15 protein-coding genes and 1 tRNA gene (1 of these 16 only partly in view) are annotated in these 21,400 nt (G+C 58.1%); 12 read left to right on the forward strand and 4 right to left on the reverse strand.

Features of this window, described 5'->3' with window-relative positions; all coding sequences use genetic code 11:
• The 6 genes from AC0IXA_RS08565 to AC0IXA_RS08590 all read left to right on the forward strand — a co-directional run.
• Positions 1 to 22: transfer RNA gene (locus AC0IXA_RS08565), tRNA-Met, on the forward strand; it begins 155 nt to the left of the window's first position.
• Between the two features lie 279 nt (positions 23 to 301).
• Positions 302 to 2,941 carry a bifunctional lysylphosphatidylglycerol flippase/synthetase MprF gene (gene mprF, locus AC0IXA_RS08570; RefSeq protein ID WP_471812607.1) on the forward strand — a complete coding sequence of 880 codons (2,640 nt, stop codon included), beginning with the start codon at positions 302 to 304 and terminating at the stop codon, positions 2,939 to 2,941.
• Positions 2,941 to 4,236 carry a virulence factor family protein gene (locus AC0IXA_RS08575; RefSeq protein ID WP_471812609.1) on the forward strand — a complete coding sequence of 432 codons (1,296 nt, stop codon included), beginning with the start codon at positions 2,941 to 2,943 and terminating at the stop codon, positions 4,234 to 4,236. Before mprF ends, AC0IXA_RS08575 begins: the two co-directional genes overlap by 1 nt.
• Positions 4,237 to 4,421: 185 nt before the next feature.
• Positions 4,422 to 7,160 (forward strand): hypothetical protein, encoded by a 2,739-nt coding sequence (locus AC0IXA_RS08580; RefSeq protein ID WP_471812611.1) that lies wholly within the window; start codon positions 4,422 to 4,424, stop codon positions 7,158 to 7,160.
• Between the two features lie 52 nt (positions 7,161 to 7,212).
• The gene (locus AC0IXA_RS08585) at positions 7,213 to 9,864 is read left to right on the forward strand and encodes an adenosine deaminase (RefSeq protein WP_471812613.1); all 2,652 of its coding nucleotides are present in this window, start codon (positions 7,213 to 7,215) and stop codon (positions 9,862 to 9,864) included.
• 128 nt (positions 9,865 to 9,992) lie between these two features.
• Entirely contained in the window at positions 9,993 to 10,976 is a 984-nt protein-coding gene (locus AC0IXA_RS08590) for a hypothetical protein (RefSeq protein ID WP_471812615.1), read from the forward strand.
• 482 nt (positions 10,977 to 11,458) lie between these two features.
• Here the strand turns inward: AC0IXA_RS08590 and AC0IXA_RS08595 are convergent, their stop codons facing one another.
• From AC0IXA_RS08595 to AC0IXA_RS08605, 3 genes are read right to left on the reverse strand one after another with little or no spacing between them, the layout of a single operon-like run.
• Positions 11,459 to 12,142: a serine/threonine protein phosphatase gene (locus AC0IXA_RS08595; RefSeq protein WP_471812617.1), complete on the reverse strand. Its 684-nt coding sequence runs from the start codon at positions 12,140 to 12,142 to the stop codon at positions 11,459 to 11,461.
• Positions 12,139 to 12,837: a nucleotidyl transferase AbiEii/AbiGii toxin family protein gene (locus tag AC0IXA_RS08600; protein WP_471812619.1), complete on the reverse strand. Its 699-nt coding sequence runs from the start codon at positions 12,835 to 12,837 to the stop codon at positions 12,139 to 12,141. Before AC0IXA_RS08600 ends, AC0IXA_RS08595 begins: the two co-directional genes overlap by 4 nt.
• A gap of 1 nt (position 12,838) precedes the next feature.
• Entirely contained in the window at positions 12,839 to 13,606 is a 768-nt protein-coding gene (locus AC0IXA_RS08605) for a MarR family transcriptional regulator (RefSeq protein ID WP_471812621.1), read from the reverse strand.
• A 599-nt stretch (positions 13,607 to 14,205) separates the two neighbouring features.
• Here AC0IXA_RS08605 and AC0IXA_RS08610 point away from each other — a divergent pair.
• A complete protein-coding gene (locus AC0IXA_RS08610; RefSeq protein ID WP_471812623.1) occupies positions 14,206 to 14,532 on the forward strand; it encodes a DUF3077 domain-containing protein in 327 nt (108 codons plus the stop codon).
• Between the two features lie 161 nt (positions 14,533 to 14,693).
• Here the strand turns inward: AC0IXA_RS08610 and AC0IXA_RS08615 are convergent, their stop codons facing one another.
• Positions 14,694 to 16,535, reverse strand: a complete 1,842-nt coding sequence (locus tag AC0IXA_RS08615) for a potassium transporter Kup (protein WP_371699263.1) — start codon at positions 16,533 to 16,535, stop codon at positions 14,694 to 14,696.
• Positions 16,536 to 16,884: 349 nt separating this feature from the next.
• Here AC0IXA_RS08615 and rimO point away from each other — a divergent pair, with 349 nt between their 5' ends.
• From rimO to AC0IXA_RS08640, 5 genes are all read left to right on the forward strand, one after another.
• Positions 16,885 to 18,222, forward strand: a complete 1,338-nt coding sequence (gene rimO, locus AC0IXA_RS08620; RefSeq protein WP_024011887.1) for a 30S ribosomal protein S12 methylthiotransferase RimO — start codon at positions 16,885 to 16,887, stop codon at positions 18,220 to 18,222.
• A gap of 218 nt (positions 18,223 to 18,440) precedes the next feature.
• Entirely contained in the window at positions 18,441 to 18,914 is a 474-nt protein-coding gene (locus tag AC0IXA_RS08625) for a GNAT family N-acetyltransferase (RefSeq protein ID WP_073475936.1), read from the forward strand.
• Between the two features lie 191 nt (positions 18,915 to 19,105).
• Positions 19,106 to 19,816, forward strand: a complete 711-nt coding sequence (locus AC0IXA_RS08630; protein ID WP_076566200.1) for an rRNA pseudouridine synthase — start codon at positions 19,106 to 19,108, stop codon at positions 19,814 to 19,816.
• A gap of 70 nt (positions 19,817 to 19,886) precedes the next feature.
• Positions 19,887 to 20,357, forward strand: a complete 471-nt coding sequence (locus tag AC0IXA_RS08635) for a YehS family protein (RefSeq protein WP_471812625.1) — start codon at positions 19,887 to 19,889, stop codon at positions 20,355 to 20,357.
• 129 nt (positions 20,358 to 20,486) lie between these two features.
• Positions 20,487 to 21,257: an SDR family oxidoreductase gene (locus AC0IXA_RS08640; RefSeq protein WP_471812627.1), complete on the forward strand. Its 771-nt coding sequence runs from the start codon at positions 20,487 to 20,489 to the stop codon at positions 21,255 to 21,257.
• The last annotated feature ends 143 nt before the right edge of the window (positions 21,258 to 21,400 follow it).

Here is a 21,400-nt window from a genome sequence, read left to right on the forward strand (position 1 = left end):
TCAAATCCGGCTCCCGCAACCAAACATCAAAAAAGGCTACTCGAAAGAGTGGCCTTTTTTGTATCTGTCGAAAAAGTCCTTTCGCAACAATGATCTGTCACTGTGCAGTGAAACACTTGGGATCATCAGAAGTGCTGTGTTGCGACTATGCTTGAGTCGCAGGCAGGGTCTCTGCAATCCAGGAACTGCCCTCGCCGATGCCCGACGAGAGGCGTAGTATTTTGTGATTATTTTTTTCTACAGGGATTGGTAACTTGGCTGGATACCTCCATCCTGTCGCGCACAATCCAAGAGGTGATTGATGCGCGCCAACTCGTCTGATCCACAAGACACCGTTACAGCAGAACAACCGATCAAGCCCCAGCGTTTGCGCTGGCTGGATCGGTTAAGCAAATACCGTCAGCCGATCGGTCTGGCGGTGACGTTGCTGCTGTTTGCCATTGCCCTGATTGCCTGCCGCCATCTGCTCGCCGAGCTCGATCTCTATGCGCTGCACGACTCGATTCTCGACGTGCCGAAACCGGCCCTGCTCGGCGCCATTGGCGCGACCGTGGTCGGTTTCATCATCCTGCTTGGCTATGAATGGTCGGCCAGCCGCTACGCCGGTGTAAAACTGCCGCCGCGCACGCTCGCCCTCGGCGGTTTCACCGCATTTGCGATCGGCAATGCGATTGGCCTGTCGCTGCTTTCCGGCGGCTCGGTGCGTTATCGTTTATATGCGCGATTGGGCGTCGGTGCGTCGGAAGTCGCGCACATGACCTTGTTCGCCAGCCTCTCGCTGGGCTGCGCCTTGCCGCCGCTGGCTGCGCTGGCAACCCTGAGCAATTTGCCCGCTGCCTCGCAGGCCCTGGGATTGTCCGAAGTCTTGCTGGGTTCTGTCGCCGCAGCCGTATTGATCCTCGGTGCAGTGCTGGCGATCGGCATCTATCGCCGTCGTCTGCCGGAACAACCCTACCCCGACAATCTGCTGGTTCGCGCCGGTCGGCGCACATTGCGCCTGCCGGGCCGACGCCTGACCTTTCTGCAACTGGTGATCACCGCCCTCGATGTCGCGGCGGCCGCCACCGTTCTGTATCTGTTGCTGCCGGAAGCGCCGCCGTTTGCGCCGTTCCTGCTGGTGTACCTGCTGGCCCTGGCCGCGGGTGTGCTCAGTCATGTACCGGGCGGCGTTGGCGTGTTCGAAGCGATTCTGCTCGCCGCGTTTGCCGACAAGCTCGGCGCCGCACCGCTGGCCGCTGCCCTGCTGCTGTATCGCCTGATCTACGTGGTGCTGCCGCTGCTGGTCGCTTGCGTACTGCTGCTGATCAACGAAGGCCAGCGCCTGTTTCAATCCCAGACCATGCGCGCGGCGTCCGGTCTGGCTGCGCCGGTTCTGGCGGTGCTGGTGTTTCTGTCTGGCGTGGTGTTGCTTTTTTCCGGCGCCACCCCGGAGATCGACACGCGCCTGGAGCACATCGGCTTTCTGATCCCGCATCGCCTGGTCGACGCCTCGCACTTCGGCGCGAGCCTGATCGGCGTGCTCTGCCTGTTGCTCGCCCAAGGCCTGCGCCGGCGCCTTTCGGCGGCGTGGATGCTGACCACCATTCTGCTGCTGGTCGGCGCCCTGCTCTCACTGCTCAAAGGCTTCGACTGGGAAGAAGCCACGCTGATGACGTTGACGGCCGCGCTGCTCGGCGTGTTCCGCCGCTCCTTCTACCGTCCGAGCCGTTTGACCGAACTGCCGTTTTCGCCGCTGTATCTGGTCGCCAGCCTGTGTGTGCTGGGGGCTTCGGCCTGGTTGCTGCTGTTCGCCTACCAGGACGTGCCTTACAGCCATCAACTGTGGTGGCAGTTCACCCTCGACGCTGACGCGCCGCGTGGCCTGCGCTCGCTGCTCGGCGCGGCTGTATTGCTGGTGGTGATCTCCCTGACCTGGCTGCTGCGCACCGCGCGCCCGGTGATTCACTTGCCGACGCCGGACGAACTCGACCGCGCGGCGAAAATCCTCATGGCCTCATCGCAACCCGACGGTGGCCTCGCGCTGACCGGTGACAAGGCGTTGCTGTTTCATCCCAACGACGAGGCGTTCCTGATGTACGCCCGCCGTGGCCGCAGTCTGGTGGCGCTGTACGACCCGATCGGGCCGAGCCAGCAACGTGCGGAAATGATCTGGCAGTTCCGCGACCTCTGCGACATCCATCACACCCGCCCGGTGTTCTATCAAGTGCGCGCGGAGAACCTGCCGTATTACATGGACATCGGCCTGACCGCGATCAAGCTCGGCGAAGAAGCCCGGGTCGATCTGCTGCGCTTCGATCTGGAAGCCAAGGGCAAGGAGATGAAAGACCTGCGCTACACCTGGAACCGTGGCACCCGCGATGGTCTGTCGCTGGAAATCCACGAGCCGGGTCAGGCGCCGATGGATGAGCTGAAGGTGATTTCCGATGCCTGGCTGACCGGCAAGAACGTGCGCGAGAAAGGCTTCTCCCTCGGCCGCTTCAGCGACGATTACCTCAAGCACTTCCGCATTGCGGTGATTCGCTTCGAAGGCCGCCCGGTGGCGTTCGCCAATCTGCTCGAGACCTATAGCCACGACCTGGCCAGTCTCGACCTGATGCGTGCGCACCCGGAAGCGCCGAAGCTGACCATGGAATTCATGATGGTCGGCCTGATTCAACACTATAAGAGTCACGGATACGCGCGTTTCAGCCTGGGCATGGTGCCATTGTCGGGGTTGCAACCCCGGCCCGGCGCACCACTGACCCAGCGCCTGGGCTCGATGGTTTTCCGCCGTGGTGAGCAGCTGTACAACTTCCAAGGCTTGCGCCGTTTCAAAGACAAGTTCCAGCCTGACTGGGAACCCCGTTATATGGCCGTGCCCGCCGGACTCGATCCGCTCGTGGCGCTGGCCGACACTGCTGCCCTGATCGCGGGCGGCTTGACTGGATTGGTGAAACGCTGATGATTCAACGCTCCCTGAAGTACATCCTGGCCGCCCTGCTGGTGCTGGCCGTGATTGCCGGCGGCGGTTACTGGTACCTCAAACGCCCGGCACCGGAACCGACCGTCGAACAGCTCAAACCCGCCGATGGCGTAGCCATGACCCGGGTCATCCCCGGCAGCAAGCCGAAGGCTCAGGTGCTGGTCGCCGTCACCGACGAACAGAAGCTCTCCGAGAAACAACTGACCACCCTCAGCCGCAGCGCCTCGGCGCAGATCGTTCAGGTGATTCTGCCCAAGGACTGCCTGCTGCAAAGCCGCGCCCTGCAAGCGGGCCTGCGTGAACTGAACGGCCCGGCGACATTGGTCAGCGGCATCGGCCCGGGCGCTGTGCTGGCGTGGCGCTGGCTGGCGGAACAGAAAGACGACAAGGCCCAGGCCATTTCCGTCGATCTGGCCCTGGAAAAACCCGGCTGCACCCACCTGCTGCCGAAATCCGCCGCCCACGGCCACTGGCTGGTGGCATGGAACGACAATCCGGACGACGCCAGCGCAGGCTTCGTCCGCGATCAGCCGAACGCCGAAACCAGCATCAGCGACTACGACATCAACCTGCCGCAAGTGCTGAACAACGAACTGCGCAAAATCCTCGTCGGCGGCGACAAGGCCAACGGCGGCCTCGCGATCCCGGTCGTGGAAGTGCCGGCCGGTCAGGCCAACGACACCGTGACCCTGTTCCTCTCCGGCGACGGCGGCTGGCGCGACCTCGACCGCGACGTGGCCGGGGAAATGGCCAAGATCGGCTACCCGGTGGTCGGCATCGACACCCTGCGCTACTACTGGCAACACAAGAGCCCGGAGCAAAGCGCCCTCGACCTCACCGAACTGATGCAGCACTACCGGCAGAAATGGGGCACCAAGCGCTTCATCCTCACCGGCTACTCATTCGGCGCTGACGTCCTCCCGGCAATCTACAACCGCCTGCCAGAGAACGAACAGCAGCGCGTCGACGCAATCATCCTGCTGGCCTTCGCCCGCACCGGCAGCTTCGAAATCGAAGTCGAAGGCTGGCTCGGCAACGCCGGCAAAGAAGCCGCCACCGGCCCGGAAATGGCCAAACTGCCAGCGGCCAAGGTTGTGTGCATCTACGGCGAAGAAGAGACGGATGAGAGTGGCTGCACGGACAAGACTGCTGTTGGTGAAGCGGTGAAACTGCCTGGTGGGCATCACTTCGATGAGAACTATCCAGCGCTGGCCAAGCGGTTGGTGGACTTGATCGAGAAGCGCCAGAGCAAGGACTCGGTCGCCGAAGAGTGATCTGAGACAACGCCCACAAAAAAGCCCCCGCAACTTGTGGCTGCGGGGGCTTTTTTATGTGTCAGTAGTTAATTTCCAGGTTAAACCTCACCCGTGGCCGAGCGAAAAAGGCGCCAAGGCCATCATCTAGCCATCACGCACTTCTCCAAGTAAACTCTTCCTATTTTTCAGGAAAGGAAGCCGAAATGATTGAGACGCCGCTGGTAATCAACCTATCAAAGAGCGAAAAAGAAAGGTTGGAAAGACCCGACGACATACTGCAGACAGTGGCTCTCACGCGTCTGGACAGACTCATCAGTGAACAGCTAGATGGCATTCCAACTAAACCCCATTCCGAGTTCAGCGAAACTTCGTTGAGCTATCCACGCCCGCACAATGCAATTCTTGTACAGGGTGGTCGAGGCAGCGGTAAAACCACTTTTCTACTGAACGCGCTTCAACGTCTACACGATGGAAAAGACAAGGATATTGCCAGCAAAGCAAGCGATCTTCATGTACTGCCGATGATTGATCCAACCCTGATCGAAACCAAAGAACACATCGTGATCGTCATCCTTTCGATGATCGAGGCTGCAATCAAAGACGTTGCAGATAAAAACGGTCAAATGCAAACGGCCCGTCAATCGTTGTCTGAAGGATTAGGGTTGCTCGATGGAATTGGCTCGAGTTCGGCTTACGGCAGCGAGTGGGAAGACGCGGAATGGGTGATGAGCCGCGGGCTACATAAAGCAAAGAAAGGGCGCTTGTTCGAGCTCAAGTTTGGCGTGTATCTCGAGACAGCGCTGAACATGCTGAAAAAGAAAGCTTTTGTGTTGGCCTTTGACGATGTCGATACGAACTTCACCCATGGTCATACCATTCTTGAAACCATCCGCAAGTACCTGACCTCGCCGCGTCTTGTCCTCCTTCTGTCGGGCGACCCCGATCTGTACGGTCGACTGCTACGACGAAACATTTACAGCACGTTTGGCAAAGAAGTGCTGCGACACGATTCCGAAATCATTGGCGGAGACAAACAACATCTTGGCCACGCGGTACTCGAACTGGAAGAACAATATCTTCTGAAGATCGTACCTCCGCAGAACCGGATTGCGATGCTTCCTTTGGGTGGCATCATGCTCGGATCGGAAGTACTTGTGGATTCAGGCAAGACTCCGGAGCCTGTGAATCTGGCTTTTTGGGCTAATAAACAGATCCGCAAGCTGTTGCTGGAAAAGGAAGGTCAGCCGCAGCGGTTTTTCGACTTCATATCGATGGAGCACCTTCGCCTGGTAATCGGCTATCTGCGCGCACTTAATCAAGACGACATAAAAGCCAGTCGCCAAATGATTTTGCGAGTGTTTGATACTCGCCTTCGAACCAGCCAGGTTCCAACCAACCTGCTTGAACGCGGTAATTTCGATCACGCCCTGAGATCCGCTTTCGAGTGGCTGTGCAAACAGGACGACGCGGCCGATTTGCTGTCGTTCGGGGTTCCGGTTGATCCCGTAAGAGCCGTTGTACTTCATTGCTTAGCACTGGCACTTGCGCAAGGCATTGAGGCGCATAACGGGGGGGCTTTGAGGGCGCTGTTTGTACTCGCGCTGCCCGTCACGATGATGCGGCGCCCAGAGAACAGCGACAAAGAAACCCGCGTTTCGATATTCCGCTTTCTCTGGACCACCGCATCCCCGTCACTACCGGAAATCGCTGCTCGTATCGGCACCATCGACAGGTCTCGCCGCAACGAAGTCGGGAGAATACCCGCCAGCTCATTCGGCTCCGTCGGGCTGACTAACAGACTTACTCAAAAAGAAAATCTACTTCGTGTGTATGGTTTAAGTGCCCCAGTGAAAGGTACTGATCGGCCGACAGTCACTGATCTCTACAACCTGACTGGATCAGAAATCAACGCTGCGACCGCGAACTGGATTTGCCACGTATATAACGCAGATTATGGCGAACTGCAGATTCGTCAAAATGTAAGTTGGTTTTCAATCGACGACCTCATACAGGATCGCACTGGAAAATTCAGCGATGTGCTGAAACTGATCTCATACAAACGCTTCAGCGCGCGCGGTGAAATATTCCGATCATTGTCAGCGCTCTCCCTGTTCGCCGTGATTGGGGATCTGTTGATGTCCAGCGACATTGGCGACCTGACCTCATGCGCTGTGTCGGCCACCATTCCTCCCTTCAAACGCGATAAAACTCAGGACGAGGCCAATTTTTCGACCGAGATTGACGACGACCCGAGCGATGAAGAATTGAGGGTCGAGGAGGATGCGGCAGGCGTTTCGGAAGATCGAGATTTCGACATCTTTGCGAAAAACCTCAAGGAGTGGCACGCCTTTGCTCGCGACATCCACCTGGATGCCGCTGTTTCTCCAGCAATGTTGGGCAGCATTGCGTCACGCATCCACGATGACTTAATGGACTTGGACGAAAAGGTCACATCCTCTTGGAAAAGTGGGCAAATCCTGCATCGGCAGATCACCAACATCCTCCACGGTATCCTCGTACAGACCTCTGGCTTGCCGGGGCGTAAGGAAAGTCCAAAAACTTCTGACCGACCTTTGATCGAGGCTTTGGGACGTATCCAGGCAGCCGGGACGGAGGTATCACTTCATCCCTTAGCAATCATTGTCCTGTCTTGCCCGCTAATCTGGGCTTTCCTGAACCCTCACGACGACGACAATTTACTCGAATGGGCCCCCAACCCATTAAGTTTGGCCGCATCCGCAGCGCTGGAAGAATGGCAAGGTGGGAAAGGCAGTCAGGAGGCGGAAAACTTCAAGGTCAACGCAGACTTTGGGATCTGGCTCGTGCCGCCGGCAATCCCGATCAAAATCGGCCCGATCGTTCAATCTGGCAACCAGCGTTCAGTGACAGTTTCTGGCTTCTACGATGTCCTCAACGTCGTGCCACGCAATGTCACGAAATAAATCCGAGCAGTCCTCGCCCCTCGCCAACGAGCTGTTTGAGGCTCGTGAGTTGGTGGACTACGCCAAGTGCGTGCTGGGCAACCTCGATTTGTTGCGCGCCTTCGAGCGCATGGCGCAATCAGCGCCCGCCAAGGTCGAAGTAGCCAGGCATTTCACTCCGCAGCAACAGGCCATCCTCAACGATGCGCACAGCACCGGACGTTTCTTGGAAATGCGCCGACTACATCCTGGGCTGACGGATGAGGGGGTAGAAAACCGGATTGCGCGGATATTGAAGCGGATCAACGGCCGCGCCGCAGTACCCGATCAGTATCCGGGCAGCCCGTGCCTGAGCCGCCCGCAAAAACCGCAGAAAGACACAGAAGATGATCTTAATGGCAACCTGCCCGAACTGTTGGAGTGCCTCGGTGACATGTTCCTGTGCGAGGGTAACGACGGTTCGATCCGGGTGCGCACCCGGCTGCTGGAGCCGTGGCAGGATCTGGTGCTGGTGGTTCCGCCGCTGCTGATCACCTCGGCCTGGATGGCGCAGCATCTGTACTTGTCCTGCGCCACGCCGTCAGCTGATGAGTTGCAGCACGCTGTCGTGCGGATTAACGCATGGCTGTGCGATTCCACCTTGCCAGTAGACGATGATCCATTCCTCGATCACCTGTGCCGTACCGAGGGGCTGGACGAAACGCATATGCACCTCAACGGCACCACCGAGGCGGAAAAGGTCTGGTTCGATGCGCTGGAACGGCCGGACCAGGTGGTCGGCGGCCTGACGGCCAAGACCATCAAACAAGATATCGGCATCAGGGTAGCGATCGGCAACGGTGTGAAACGCCTGCTGCAACAAGAAGACCCGGACCTTTCACCGGAGCGACTGATGCTCCGGACCCAAGCTGCCGCCGCGCTCAAAGCACGCTTGTTGAACCGGGCAACTTCAAGGGACGAGCCTAATTTTGCAGAGCCGCCAGTCGCGGCCTATCGGCGTGCCCAAGAACACTGCCTGCAACGGCTTTCTTCGCGCACGCCCAAAGTGGTCAAGGAAGCCTGGCAACTGATCGCGCTGTTCAAAGGCTTCGATCAGAACCGCATGGACCACACCAGCGGCCTGCTCCTATGGCACTACGCCCTGCTACGAGCGCAGTTCTGTCGTTTACTGATCCAGCAAGCGGATCAGAAAGGCTTCGATCAGTTTCAAAGCATCACCCTCAACGAGTTGCGCGAAGCGACAGAAAAGGACTACGCCGAGCGGTTCCGCCAGATCGAACGCGGGCAGCAAAAAGGCGTGGACTTCTTGGAAGGTCGTTTCACCCCGAAAATGACGCCCGATGACAGCGCAAAATTGCTGGGATTAATATTGCGCGGTTATCTGGAGTTTCTTGGCGAAGGTGTGAACCGACCGGCCGGGGTGATGCCCGAAGCACGCGGGTACCGCTCACTGTCGGACTTGCTGAGGCGGGTCCGTCGGCTGGAAAAAGGCGATGATCAATGGCCTGGCATTTCGCCAGAGCAACCAGGTCACAGCCACACCTCCCGCTCGTCCCGACGCTTACGCCTGGCGCTGGTACCGCACTTCGTCAAGCAGAGTGACAAGAAGGAGCGCGAAAGCTTCTTCACCGGGGACAAACTGCGGGCGATTTGCCGGGACGCGAAAGTGCGCCGCGAATCCGATCAGCGTGCGCGAGCACTGGTGGCGCTAATTCAGCGCACCCCTGGACTCGAAACGCTGATTCGTGGCATCGATGCCGCCAGCAACGAACGTCACGCCGGCCCGGAAGTATTCGCCCCGGTGTTCCGACGCATGCGCCAAGCCGGGATCCGTCGCTTTACCTATCATGCCGGGGAAGACTTCGGGCACATTGCCTCCGGAATACGCGCAATCCACGAGGCGGTAGTCTTTCTCGACTTCGATGCGGGCTGCCGGATCGGCCATGGCACAGCTTCCGGACTGGATCCGAAAGCGTGGTGGCAGGCAGTCAGCGGCTACGTGGTCATGCCGGCCGAAGAGCGTCTGGACGACTTGGTATTCGCCAGAGAAATGCTGCTGTTGACCCGCACCCACATTGATAGCCTGCCGTTGATTGAAGCTGAGATTCAGCGCCTGTCGATGAAAATCTGGAACGAGCCACGCATCACTCCGGACCTCCTCGCGGAATCGTGGAAGCTGCGCTCCCTCGATCCATTGGCGCAAAACGTGAGCGTGGACGATGTGGACCCCAATCGCTGCTTCGAAGCTCGCTGCTTTGCAAACGCCCGTCAAAGCAACTCCAGAGCACTCAAGCACTTCCTGCGTCGGCACGGAATCGACGCGAGCAGCGAAGAGTTGAAGGCCGCACGCGAGGACGTAGTCGTTTCACGGGAAGACGATGTATTGCGCCCCAGGGTCATCCGAGCCATTCAAAACGCGGTGTTGCGCTTGCTGCGTGATCGCTCGATCGCGATTGAAACACTGCCGAGCAGCAACCTGCGGATCAGCATCCATAAGAACTACAACGATCACCATGCGCGCAACTGGTTGGGCTTGGGCAAGCATCAGGTAGACGGTCCCGTCAGCGTGGTCATCGGCTCGGATGACCCGGGAATTTTTGCAACCAGTTTACGTCTGGAATACGCACACCTTTCCCGCATGCTGCACTCCCACGTGATGTCGCCCGAAAGCGCCAAAGAATTGCTCCGGCGGATGTGTGTGGAAGCCAAGCAATTTCGATTTTGAAAGACCAAGCGGAATGCACGAACCGAATAGTTACCGCCGACAGCGACGCTGACGGCGTCCTTATTTAGATTTGCATCTATGCTTTACGGCTTAGCCAGCGCTCAAAAGCACCCACACAGGGAAAGTCCATGAAACGAGTGTTCATTGCCAATTTCGGACGGGAAAATTACGAGTGGCCTAACTGTCTTCGTCGCTCGACGGTAGCAACGATGAACTCAGTTGAAACCCATGATCTTTGGCTCGCTGGCAATCGCGAGGCATTTATTCAGAAATCAATGAAGGTCGAACGAACAGCACGGGGCATCGCCCCAACTCGCGGCGTCGCCTCTCGTTGGTTTAACTTGATGACGATTATCTCCGAGACCTCTGGCGATATCTGGCTTCATCGAGAAAAGAACGAGCTGTGGTGGACAGAGTCATTAGCTGAGGCTCCCATCTTCGACCTCAGTGAGGATCCGACATGGAGTCAACCTAGGCAGGTATATGTGTGTCATAAACCTTGTAAGCCTTGGTCGAGAACAAGCATGAATGGCAGCCGGTTAGAGTGGAATGGCCTACATCCCAAGGCCCGTGATTTTCTGTCTACAGAAGCCACGCTTCAACAATTGTCTTCCGACTATGCCGAGTATGCTCTGACGCTTTTACAAGGGACAGATCTAACCCTTTGGCACGAGCGCCAGAAATGGAAAGACAAACCGAGCCTGTTTAAAGCGAGCCCGGTGAAAAATTTTGGTGGCATCGAGCGGTCTGCCTTCGACATGGCGCGAACCGCCTGGCAAACGACGTTGGCAGCCAACGGACAGGAAGAAATCCGCACAGTTAAAAACAAAAATTTTGGCTTCCGTGATCAAGATGAGCTGCGCACCTATCTGGAAGATCTCTTCAAGATGCAGGAAGGCATCTGTGAACTGACAGGCCTACCGTTACAGCATTGGAGCTCAGAGGGCGATAAAAATTTCTTCTGCTCTCTGGACCGCATAGACAGCGATGGACATTACGAGCCGGGAAATCTGCAAATTGTCTGTCAGTTCGCAAACAGATGGAAAAGCGACAGCAGCAACGCTGAATTCATTCGTTTAATTCAATTGCTCAAAAACTCGGCGGCGGCGTAAATCCTCCTCCATGTTTAGTTTCGTTTACTTCTCGCCTTTCATTATCAGATGACGCATACATACATTGCAGGCAAGCTCCGAATAGCGTGTCGCGGCGCTTTGCGGCCCTGTCGCGCTGTTTTTTCACGGAATACTTGCTGCACGTCGCTGACCTATTCAGCGATCTGGCTTGGTAATCGGTGGAATAAAGCGTAACAGTGCACCCGACATGAATCAGGCGAAATCCCCTACGAAAACCTGTGTTGTTGCAGCTGTGCGCGGGACGCTGCAGGTGCCACGATCTGCAAGGACTAAGACCGAATCCGAAGCCGATCCGCTTAAAAACCTGTAGAGGCTCCGATTTTTTGATCTGGTTTCTGGATGAAGCCAATCAAATAGTCCCTGTGACTTCACATTTGGGGAGCTTTCAACATCTCGGACTATGAACCCAATCCCCTGCAGGCTCACTCCTACAAGAGGTTGCGCTGGACTCAGACAACTCGTCAGTCCCGCTGGCCAAGCTGAACATCTATCCACGTGACATCATCGTCGCCAACGCTAAAGTCGCTATCCGGCGCCGCCAACAAACTGCTTTGCTGGACTTGCGTCAAGTCCGCCCAAAAGCCATCAGTGACAAATACCAAGCGCTCAACAGCCTCCAGTTCACACCAAACAAAGTCAGGGTTCGGAACCCGATTGATCTTCAAGCATCGCGTTACTGAATTTCGAGCTGGATCTTGCGCCAACTCACAGTGCGAACGGTCGCGCCGCCAATTGGCCTTGCAGTGAGGTGGCGTAAGCCACTCGATGGCACCCGCGAGCGTCACAATCCCGCATGAACAGTCTCCCTCGTATGCAATGGTGAGTCGGCCATGAGCGACCAAGCCAATCAGGTAACAGATGGCTCCCGTCTGATCAGCAGGCAACGACGCATGAAAATCCGCCAGTATTGAACCCAATAGACGCTCAACTGCTGCGGGCTCTGCAGGATAGCCCCCCTGCTCCATCCGTGTGGAATGAGCCGCCAACATGCCGCTTACGAAGCTTTCAGCCAGCTGTCCACTGCCGCGCCTGGAAGTGCCATCCGCGACAACAAAAAAACCACCGTCACCCTCACAGGTCGCTCCGGCATAGTCATTATTTGCCCTGCTGGCTTGCCCAGTAATTGATCGGGAGTGGTATCTCATGCGTTGGCCAGCGCTTTCATACGCCTGTGAATAATCTGTCCTCTACCCGGATTCGCCTGCACCGAGCCTGAACTTTCGATCACATAGCCAACCCCGTCGAGCGCCATCAGTTTGCGGATTCCATCTGTGACGAACGCCTTAAGGTCGCTGTCGGCCTGGCCCACCTCCTCCAACAGCTCAGGCCGACCATCGATCAAGATGATCATGTCCTCGACATCCTTGTGATAAGGATCACCATTTCCCCGACCGGCGAAAGCTTCCAATTTCGTCGCGAGAAAATACGTGGGCTGGAATATCTGGATGACAGTGCCGCTGGGCAAGGTGAATTTATCCGCACTCGCCAGCCCCTCGACGAACCAGCGGTTGGCATAGCCGAGTACTGCAGGGTCGGAAGGCATGACATCCACAACAACGTCATTGAAGCGAAAACGACAATTGACCTCGTCCTCACCGGTGATCTTGAATCCCTTGGCAGCCAGCCGTTCAGTGAGTTGGTTCCAGGCGCTGATACCGGCCAACTCGATCACTAAATCAACGTCATCAGTGAAACGAATGTCGTCCAGCACGGCTGTATCTGTAATCAGCATGGCGGTTGTGCAACCGCCAACAAAAGCAACTTCGGCGAGAAACGCCTCGCCCAAGCCTTCAGCCACGAACTCAATAAGTTCGTAGTTGTGATCCGCGTTTGACGACATGTTATTTAAGCCCCATCCCTGCCTTCAGAATACTGATTGCCACACCACACTCACGCGGACCACCCAGACGGATTGCATCAGCGAGCGCCAGATAGTGGTAAAGGATCCGGTCTTTTTTCACCGCTTCCGGCACTGTTTTGTAAAGCGGCTCTATCGCTTGGCCTCGCTCGGTTCCCTGCGCATCCGGCCAGACCGGAATCAAACCACCCGCACTCTTGATGCTTTTGGACAGCGCAGGCGCCGCAAAGCCTGTGGGTATGCCACGAACCATCGCGCCAGGCTTGACCGGGAAGAAGTACTTCAGCGCGTACTGGGTAATTTTCAGCAGTTCCCGGCGGTGCACTTTGGCAAGCCCGGTGTCGTAGTCACGGATGAGCAATCCGGATTCCCGGCATCGGGCGAGAGCATTTGAGACTTCGCTTTTGCTCAGTCCGAGAGAGGCAGAGAGCGCACGCAGAGAGTACCGATCGCTCCAACTTGTCAGCGGTGGATCAGATGCTGGTTCCGCCCATCCCTCCCAGCCTGGCCCATCAGCGAAAGGCGAATCGAGTTCGCGGTGTTGGAAGATTGTGTCTGCCCCATCAGTGGAGTAGGTGACCAATGGCTTCCCCACACTCGCCACTGCGGTCATTGGGCTGCCGACATAAGGCCTGAGCAGCTCTTCGACCCTGTCCGAACTCGATTCGGCCTCCATCTCCCCCAAAAGGCTCTCTTCCTGAGCGTGCAGACTGGCCATCTTGAACAAAAGTAAAATGTCTTGACTCTTCATTTAGCTCAAAACCTCAAGTGTCCACATTCCATAAAACGTGGACACTTGTCTCACTGCCGAGGCCGGGTCGTCAAGCCCTTGGGTCGAATCGCTGCATACCTTGCCCGCATATCGTCATGGCTGATTGCGCGGACCAAATCAAAGATGAGCAATCGTTCACTGGCCTTCTTTTCGATCCGAAGCTCCTCTGGTTCATCCTGTACTTATTGTTCCGCTGATGCCATCATACGAACCTGAATGCTTTGCACACGTCGGTTCGTGCGTGACGTTTAGTATCGTTTACTTCCAGTCTCGCAATATCAGATGACGCCCACAGACCTTGTAGGCAAACTCCGAAACTCTTGTTGGGGCGCTGTGCCGCTCTATTGCGCTGTTTTTCGACGGGATACTCTCCGGGACGTCGCTGACCCATTCAGCGATCGGGTGTGGTAACCCGGAGAAACCATCGCAACAGCGCGCTCCTCAAGTTATGGCGGCTGTGCGTGGGACGCTTTCGGGCGTGCCGGTTTCCTTGGTTCCCGGTTTACCACCCTGCGTACAGTTGCCTCCCTTTCGCGTGGTAACGAAAGTCGCGGCGCTTCGAACTAAGGAGTAACACGATGACCGAACCTGATCTGCACGGACTCGCAAGCGTTAAAACCATCGGCTTCACCCCTTTCCTCTACAACGCGGATCAAGCGTTCTTCAACGTCCGCTCCGGCATTCCGATCATCGATGCCTTGTCCCAATCCTCCGACCTGCTGTCCCTCGCCAAATCCTTCGCAGAAGACGCTGCTTTCAACAGAGACACCGACCGCCATGCCTGGGCCGCGCATTACCTGACGGTGATGGGCAAAGCCTTGATTGATGATGTGATCCAAGCGCTGATCCCACGACCTGCGCGGACGAAGACCGAGTCTGAAGCAGAGATGCCTGAAAGCTTGTAGAGGTTTGAAGATCAAAAGATCGCAGCCTTCGGCAGCTCCTACATGGAATGCGAAACCTGTAGGAGCTGCCGAAGGCTGCGATCTTTTGATCTGAAGTTGCCGCCGACAAAAAAGCCCCCGCCAACCACAAGGCTGACGGGGGCTCTTTCTATAACGCGAAGTTACATCTCCACCTGCGTCCCCAACTCGATCACTCGGTTCAACGGCAGATTGAAGAACCGCAAATTGCCATTGGCATTCTTCAACATGAACGCAAACAGCGCCTCTCGCCAACGCGCCATCCCCTCAAGTTTCGAGGCAATCACCGTTTCCCGGCTAAGGAAGTAGGTGGTGCGCATCGGGCTAAAGTCCAGATCATCCAGATGACACAGCTTCAACGCTTGCGGCACGTCCGGCTCGTCGGTGAAGCCGAAGTGCAGGATCACCCGGAAGAAACCCTCTCCGTGCGCTTCGACCTCGAAGCGCCGCGATGGCGGCACACGCGGGATGTCTTCGTAGACCACCGTCAGCAACACCACTTGCTCATGCAGCACCTGGTTGTGCAGCAGGTTGTGCAACAGCGCATGCGGCACGGCGTCGGAGCGGGCGGTGAGGAACACGGCGGTGCCCTGCACGCGATGCGGCGGTTGCACGCGGATGCTGCTGATGAAGATCGGCAGCGGCAGCGCGCCTTCGTCGAGGCGTTCGACCAGCAGCTGTTTGCCGCGCTTCCAAGTGGTCATCAGCACGAACAGGGCGATACCGGCGATCACCGGAAAGGCGCCGCCCTGGACGATCTTCGGCACGTTGGCGGCGAAATACAGACCGTCCACCAACAGGAAGCCGAGCAGCACCGGCACCGCGAGGATCGGTGGCCATTTCCACAGCAGCAGCATGACCGCCGACACCAGAATGGTGGTCATCAGCATGGTACCGGTCACCGCCACGCCGTAGGCCGAGGCCAGGGCGCCGGAGGATTCGAAGCCCAGCACCAACAGGACCACACCGACCATCAGCGCCCAGTTCACCGCGCCGATGTAGATCTGGCCCTGCTCGTCGCTGGAGGTGTGCTGGATGTACATGCGCGGTATGTAACCCAGTTGAATCGCCTGACGGGTCAGGGAGAACGCACCGGAAATCACCGCTTGCGAGGCAATCACCGTGGCCAGGGTCGACAGGCCGACCAGCGGAATCAGCGCCCAGCTCGGTGCCAGCAGGTAGAACGGATTGCGCGCGGCGTCCGGGTTTTCCAGCAGCAATGCGCCCTGGCCGAAGTAGTTGAGCACCAGCGCCGGCAGCACCAGCAGAAACCAGGCGCGGGCAATCGGCTTGCGGCCGAAGTGGCCCATGTCGGCGTACAGCGCTTCCGCGCCGGTAAGCGCCAGCACCACGGCGCCGAGAATTGCGACGCCCATGCCCGGGTGCACGACGAAAAAATTCACCGCCCACATCGGGTTCAGCGCGTGCAGCACTTCCGGGGTGTGGCTGATGCCGTACACACCGAGCGCGCCGAGGACGAGGAACCAGGTGACCATGATCGGCCCGAACAGAATGCCGATCCGCGCGGTGCCGTGGCGCTGGATCAGAAACAGCGCGACCAGCACCACCAGCGACAGCGGCACAACCCAGTGATCGATGCCTTCAAACGCCAGGCCGAGACCTTCGATCGCCGACAGCACCGAAATGGCCGGGGTGATCATGCTGTCGCCATAGAACAGCGCCGCGCCGATCAGCCCGCACACCACCAACAGCGTGCGCAGGCGCTTGCGCCCCGCCGCTGCCCGCCGTGCCAGTGCCGTCAGGGCCATGATGCCGCCCTCGCCCTGGTTGTCGGCGCGCAGGACGAACATCATGTATTTGATCGAGACCACCCAGATCAGCGACCAGAAGATCAAAGACAGAATGCCCAGCACGCCGTCGTGATTGACCGGCACACCATAACCGCCGGAAAACACTTCCTTGAGGGTGTACAACGGGCTCGTGCCGATGTCGCCATAAACCACCCCGACCGCCGCGACCAGCATGCTCAGCGGTCTGCTTGCCGAACCCTCGGCGCCCGCCGCATGACTACTTGCCTGACCCATCCAACACTCCTGATCTCGATACCGGCTTCTTTGAAGGAAGCACTATGCTTTGAGTTGCAGCATGCGCTGTTTTACCTGTTGTTACAGACCAATGATTGACTGCACGAAATCGGTAAAGCTCAACGGCGCGAAGCATAGCGCAGCACTCGTCGTATTTCCCCGTATAAAGCTGGTCAAGTGCGTTTCCCGCCGCTAGAATTGCGCACTTTTTGATCAGAGGCGCATCTCAAGCGCCCATCCGTCAGCTGCCGCGCGTGGCCAGCGACGTCACAAAACACCGAGGTTAGACATGTCCACCACTCCTGCGCCGGCCAATCCAAAGGTTGGCTTTGTATCTCTGGGTTGCCCGAAAGCACTGGTCGACTCCGAGCGCATCCTGACCCAGCTGCGCATGGAAGGCTATGACGTGGTGTCCACCTATCAGGACGCCGACGTTGTAGTCGTCAACACCTGCGGCTTCATCGATTCGGCCAAGGCTGAATCTTTGGAAGTGATCGGTGAAGCGATCAAGGAAAACGGCAAGGTCATCGTCACCGGTTGCATGGGCGTGGAAGAAGGCAACATCCGCGACGTACACCCGAGCGTGCTGGCCGTGACCGGTCCGCAGCAGTACGAGCAAGTGGTCAACGCCGTGCACGAAGTGGTGCCGCCGCGTCAGGATCACAACCCGCTGATCGACCTGGTGCCGCCGCAAGGCATCAAGCTGACCCCGCGCCACTACGCGTATTTGAAGATTTCCGAAGGCTGCAACCACAGCTGCTCGTTCTGCATCATCCCGTCGATGCGCGGCAAACTGGTCAGCCGTCCGGTTGGCGATGTGCTCGACGAAGCCCAGCGCCTGGTCAAATCCGGCGTTAAAGAGCTGTTGGTGATCTCGCAAGACACCAGCGCTTACGGCGTTGATGTGAAATACCGCACCGGCTTCTGGAACGGCGCGCCGGTGAAAACCCGCATGACCGAGCTTTGCGAAGCACTGAGCACCCTGGGCGTCTGGGTCCGCTTGCACTACGTTTATCCGTACCCGCACGTAGACGAGCTGATTCCACTGATGGCCGCCGGCAAGATCCTGCCGTACCTGGACATCCCGTTCCAGCACGCCAGCCCGAAAGTCCTGAAGTCGATGAAACGCCCGGCGTTCGAAGACAAGACCCTGGCACGCATCAAGAACTGGCGCGAAATCTGCCCGGACCTGATCATCCGTTCGACCTTCATCGTCGGCTTCCCGGGCGAAACCGAAGAAGACTTCCAGTACCTGCTCAACTGGCTGACCGAAGCCCAGCTCGACCGCGTCGGCTGCTTCCAGTACTCGCCGGTCGATGGCGCGCCAGCGAATGATCTGGATCTGGAAGTGGTACCGGACGACGTCAAGCAGGATCGTTGGGAGCGCTTCATGGCGCACCAGCAGGCGATCAGCTCGGCACGCCTGCAAATGCGCATCGGTCGTGAGATCGAAGTGCTGGTGGACGAGGTTGACGAACAAGGCGCGGTTGGCCGCTGCTTCTTCGACGCCCCGGAAATCGATGGCAACGTGTTTATCGACAATGGCAGCAACCTGAAGCCGGGCGACAAGGTCTGGTGCAAGGTGACTGATGCCGACGAATATGATTTGTGGGCTGAGCAGATCTAAGCACCGCAAAATACCTGTGGGAGCGAGCCTGCTCGCGAATGCGCTGGGTCAGTCGCTGTAAATATTGCCTGACACAATGCCTTCGCGAGCAGGCTCGCTCCCACAAGTGAATAGCGCTGTATCCAGAAGCCCCGCTCTTTTCCGAGATACGGGGCTTTTTTGCGGCTATCGTTTAGCGGGGGACGGACTCCCTTGAACCGCACAAGAGGCACACGCACATGCGTCAGCATTCGGTCATTCACACACCGAAAATCAGCGATTACGAAGAACTGACCCGGGTCTGGGAGGCCTCGGTCCGTGCGACTCATCAGTTCCTGCCGGACAGCTACATCGAGCTGCTGCGCAATCTGGTGCTCACCCGCTATCTCGATGCGGTCATGCTGATCTGCACCAAGGACCGCCAGCAGCGCATCACCGGGTTTGCCGGTGTGGCGGCGGGCAAGATTGAAATGTTGTTCATTGATCCTGATCATCGTGGTCAGGGACTCGGCAAGCAATTGCTCCGATATGCGATCGAACGGCTCAACGCCGATGAACTCGACGTCAATGAGCAGAACCCGCAAGCCTTGGGTTTTTATGAAAAGCAGGGATTTGAAGTGATCGGCCGCTCCGAGGTCGATGGCATGGGCCAGCCGTATCCGCTGCTGCATATGCGCTTGCGGCAGTCCCAACAGCGCTCAAGCAACGGCTGACACACCATGAAACCCCTGTGGGAGCGAGCCTGCTCGCGAATGCGGTGTACCAGTCACTGCACACATAGACTGGCAGGACGCCTTCGCGAGCAGGCTCGCTCCCACATTGAATACAGCGCCTGCAAATGGAACCGGGCTTAACCGCTTCCACACAGGTACAATGCCCACCCCTTTTTTGTTACGGCCCCGTCATGACTGACCCGATTCGCCTCTCCAAACGCCTCATCGAACTGGTCGGTTGCTCCCGCCGGGAGGCCGAGCTGTTCATCGAGGGCGGCTGGGTCACCGTGGACGGCGAAGTCATCGATGAGCCGCAATTCAAGGTCGGCGAGCAAAAGGTCGAGCTCGACAAGGACGCCAAGGCCACTGCGCCGGAGCCGGTGACCATCCTGCTCAACGCGCCCGCTGGCATGGATGTCGACAGCGCCATGCAAACGCTCAGCGCCGAAACTCTCAGCGAAGAGCATCGCTACGGCAAGCGTCCGTTGCGCGGGCATTTCCTGCGCCTGACCGCCAGCGCCGACCTGCAGCCCAAGGCCAGCGGCCTGCTGGTGTTCACCCAGGACTGGAAAATCCTGCGCAAGCTCACCGCCGACGCTGCGAAGATCGAGCAGGAATACATCGTCGAAGTCGAAGGTGAGATGGCCGCCCACGGCCTCAACCGTTTGCAGCATGGCCTGACGCACAAGGGCAAGGAGCTGCCGCCGGTCAAGGCCAGCTGGCAGAACGAAAACCGCCTGCGCTTCGCCATGAAAAACCCGCAGCCGGGAATCATCGCGCAGTTCTGCGAAGCGGTCGGCCTGAAGGTCATCGGCATCCGCCGCATCCGCATCGGCGGCGTGTCGATCGGCAAGGTCCCGCTCGGCCAGTGGCGCTACCTGTCCGGCAAAGAGAAGTTCTAGAACTTTCACTGCCGCCACACATTTCGGCAGTGCTTACGAGCGCTGCCCACAACGCATCAGGAATACCGACATGGTTCATAACGACGTACTGCGCAGCGTGCGCTACCTGCTCGACATCAGCGACAAGAAAGTTGTCGAGATCATCAAACTGGGTGGCATGGACGTCACGCTCGCCGATGTCATCACCTGGCTCGACAAGAAAGAAGAAGACGAAGAAGGCTTCGTACGCTGCCCGGACGAAGTCATCGCGCATTTCCTCGATGGCCTGGTGATCTTCAAGCGCGGCAAGGACGAAAGCCGTCCGCCGCAACCGATCGAAGTGCCGGTGACCAACAACATCATCCTGAAAAAACTGCGCGTGGCCTTCGAGCTGAAAGAAGACGACATGCACGCTATCCTCAAAGCCGCCGAGTTTCCGGTATCCAAGCCTGAACTGAGCGCGCTGTTCCGCAAGGTCGGCCACACCAACTACCGTCCGTGTGGTGACCAGTTGCTGCGTAACTTCCTCAAGGGCCTGACCCTGCGCGTCCGCCCTGCCTGATGCCCTTGTGCGGTGGCGATCGATAGTCGCCGCCGCAACGCATGACCGTTCATTCCCTGCAAAAATAATGGCTCCGCTTTTCGCGGCTGACGACTAGGGTGTACTGATCCCTAATCTTCAGGACTCGCCATGCATCCCTACTTTTCGCTGCAAGGCCGCACCGCTCTGGTGACTGGCGGCACCCGTGGTATCGGCAAAATGATCGCCAAGGCGTTCGTCGAGGCCGGCGCCCAAGTCTACGTGTGCTCGCGCGACGTCGAAGCCTGCCAGCAAACCGCCGAAGAACTTGGCGCCATGGGCATCTGCCACGGCGTGGCGGCGAATCTGGCGACCGAAGAAGGCGTGCGGGAATTGGCCGCGCGTCTGGGTGAGCAGGCCACTCATCTGGACATTCTGGTGAACAATGCCGGCACCACGTGGGGCGCGCCGCTGGAGAGTTATCCGGTCAAGGGCTGGGAAAAGGTCATGCAGCTCAACGTGACCTCGGTGTTCAGTTGCATCCAGCAGTTTCTGCCGTTGCTGCGCAAGGCTGGCTCGGCGGCGAATCCGGCGCGGATCATCAATATCGGTTCGGTGGCGGGGATTTCTTCGTTTGGCGAGCAGGCATATGCCTACGGGCCGAGCAAGGCCGCCCTGCATCAGTTGTCGCGCATTCTGGCGCGGGAACTGGTGAGCCAGCACATCAACGTCAACGTGATTGCGCCGGGTCGCTTTCCGAGCAAGATGACCCAGCATATTGGTAATGATGAGCAGGCATTGGCTGAGGATACTGCGCTGATTCCGATGAAGCGCTGGGGGCGTGAGGAAGAGATGGCGGCGCTGGCGATTAGCCTGGCGAGTACGGCGGGGGCTTATATGACCGGGAATATCATTCCTCTTGATGGTGGATTCAGTCTGTAGATCGGCGGTGCGGCATTCGCGAGCAGGCTCGCTCCCACAGGGATTTCGTACACAACGCAACTCCATTGTGGGAGCGAGCCTGAACTGGCCTAATGATTTTGGACACTTCAATCAGGCGCTATGATGGCGTCCAAATCTGAGGT

This window comes from Pseudomonas sp. AC083, from assembly GCF_979253165.1.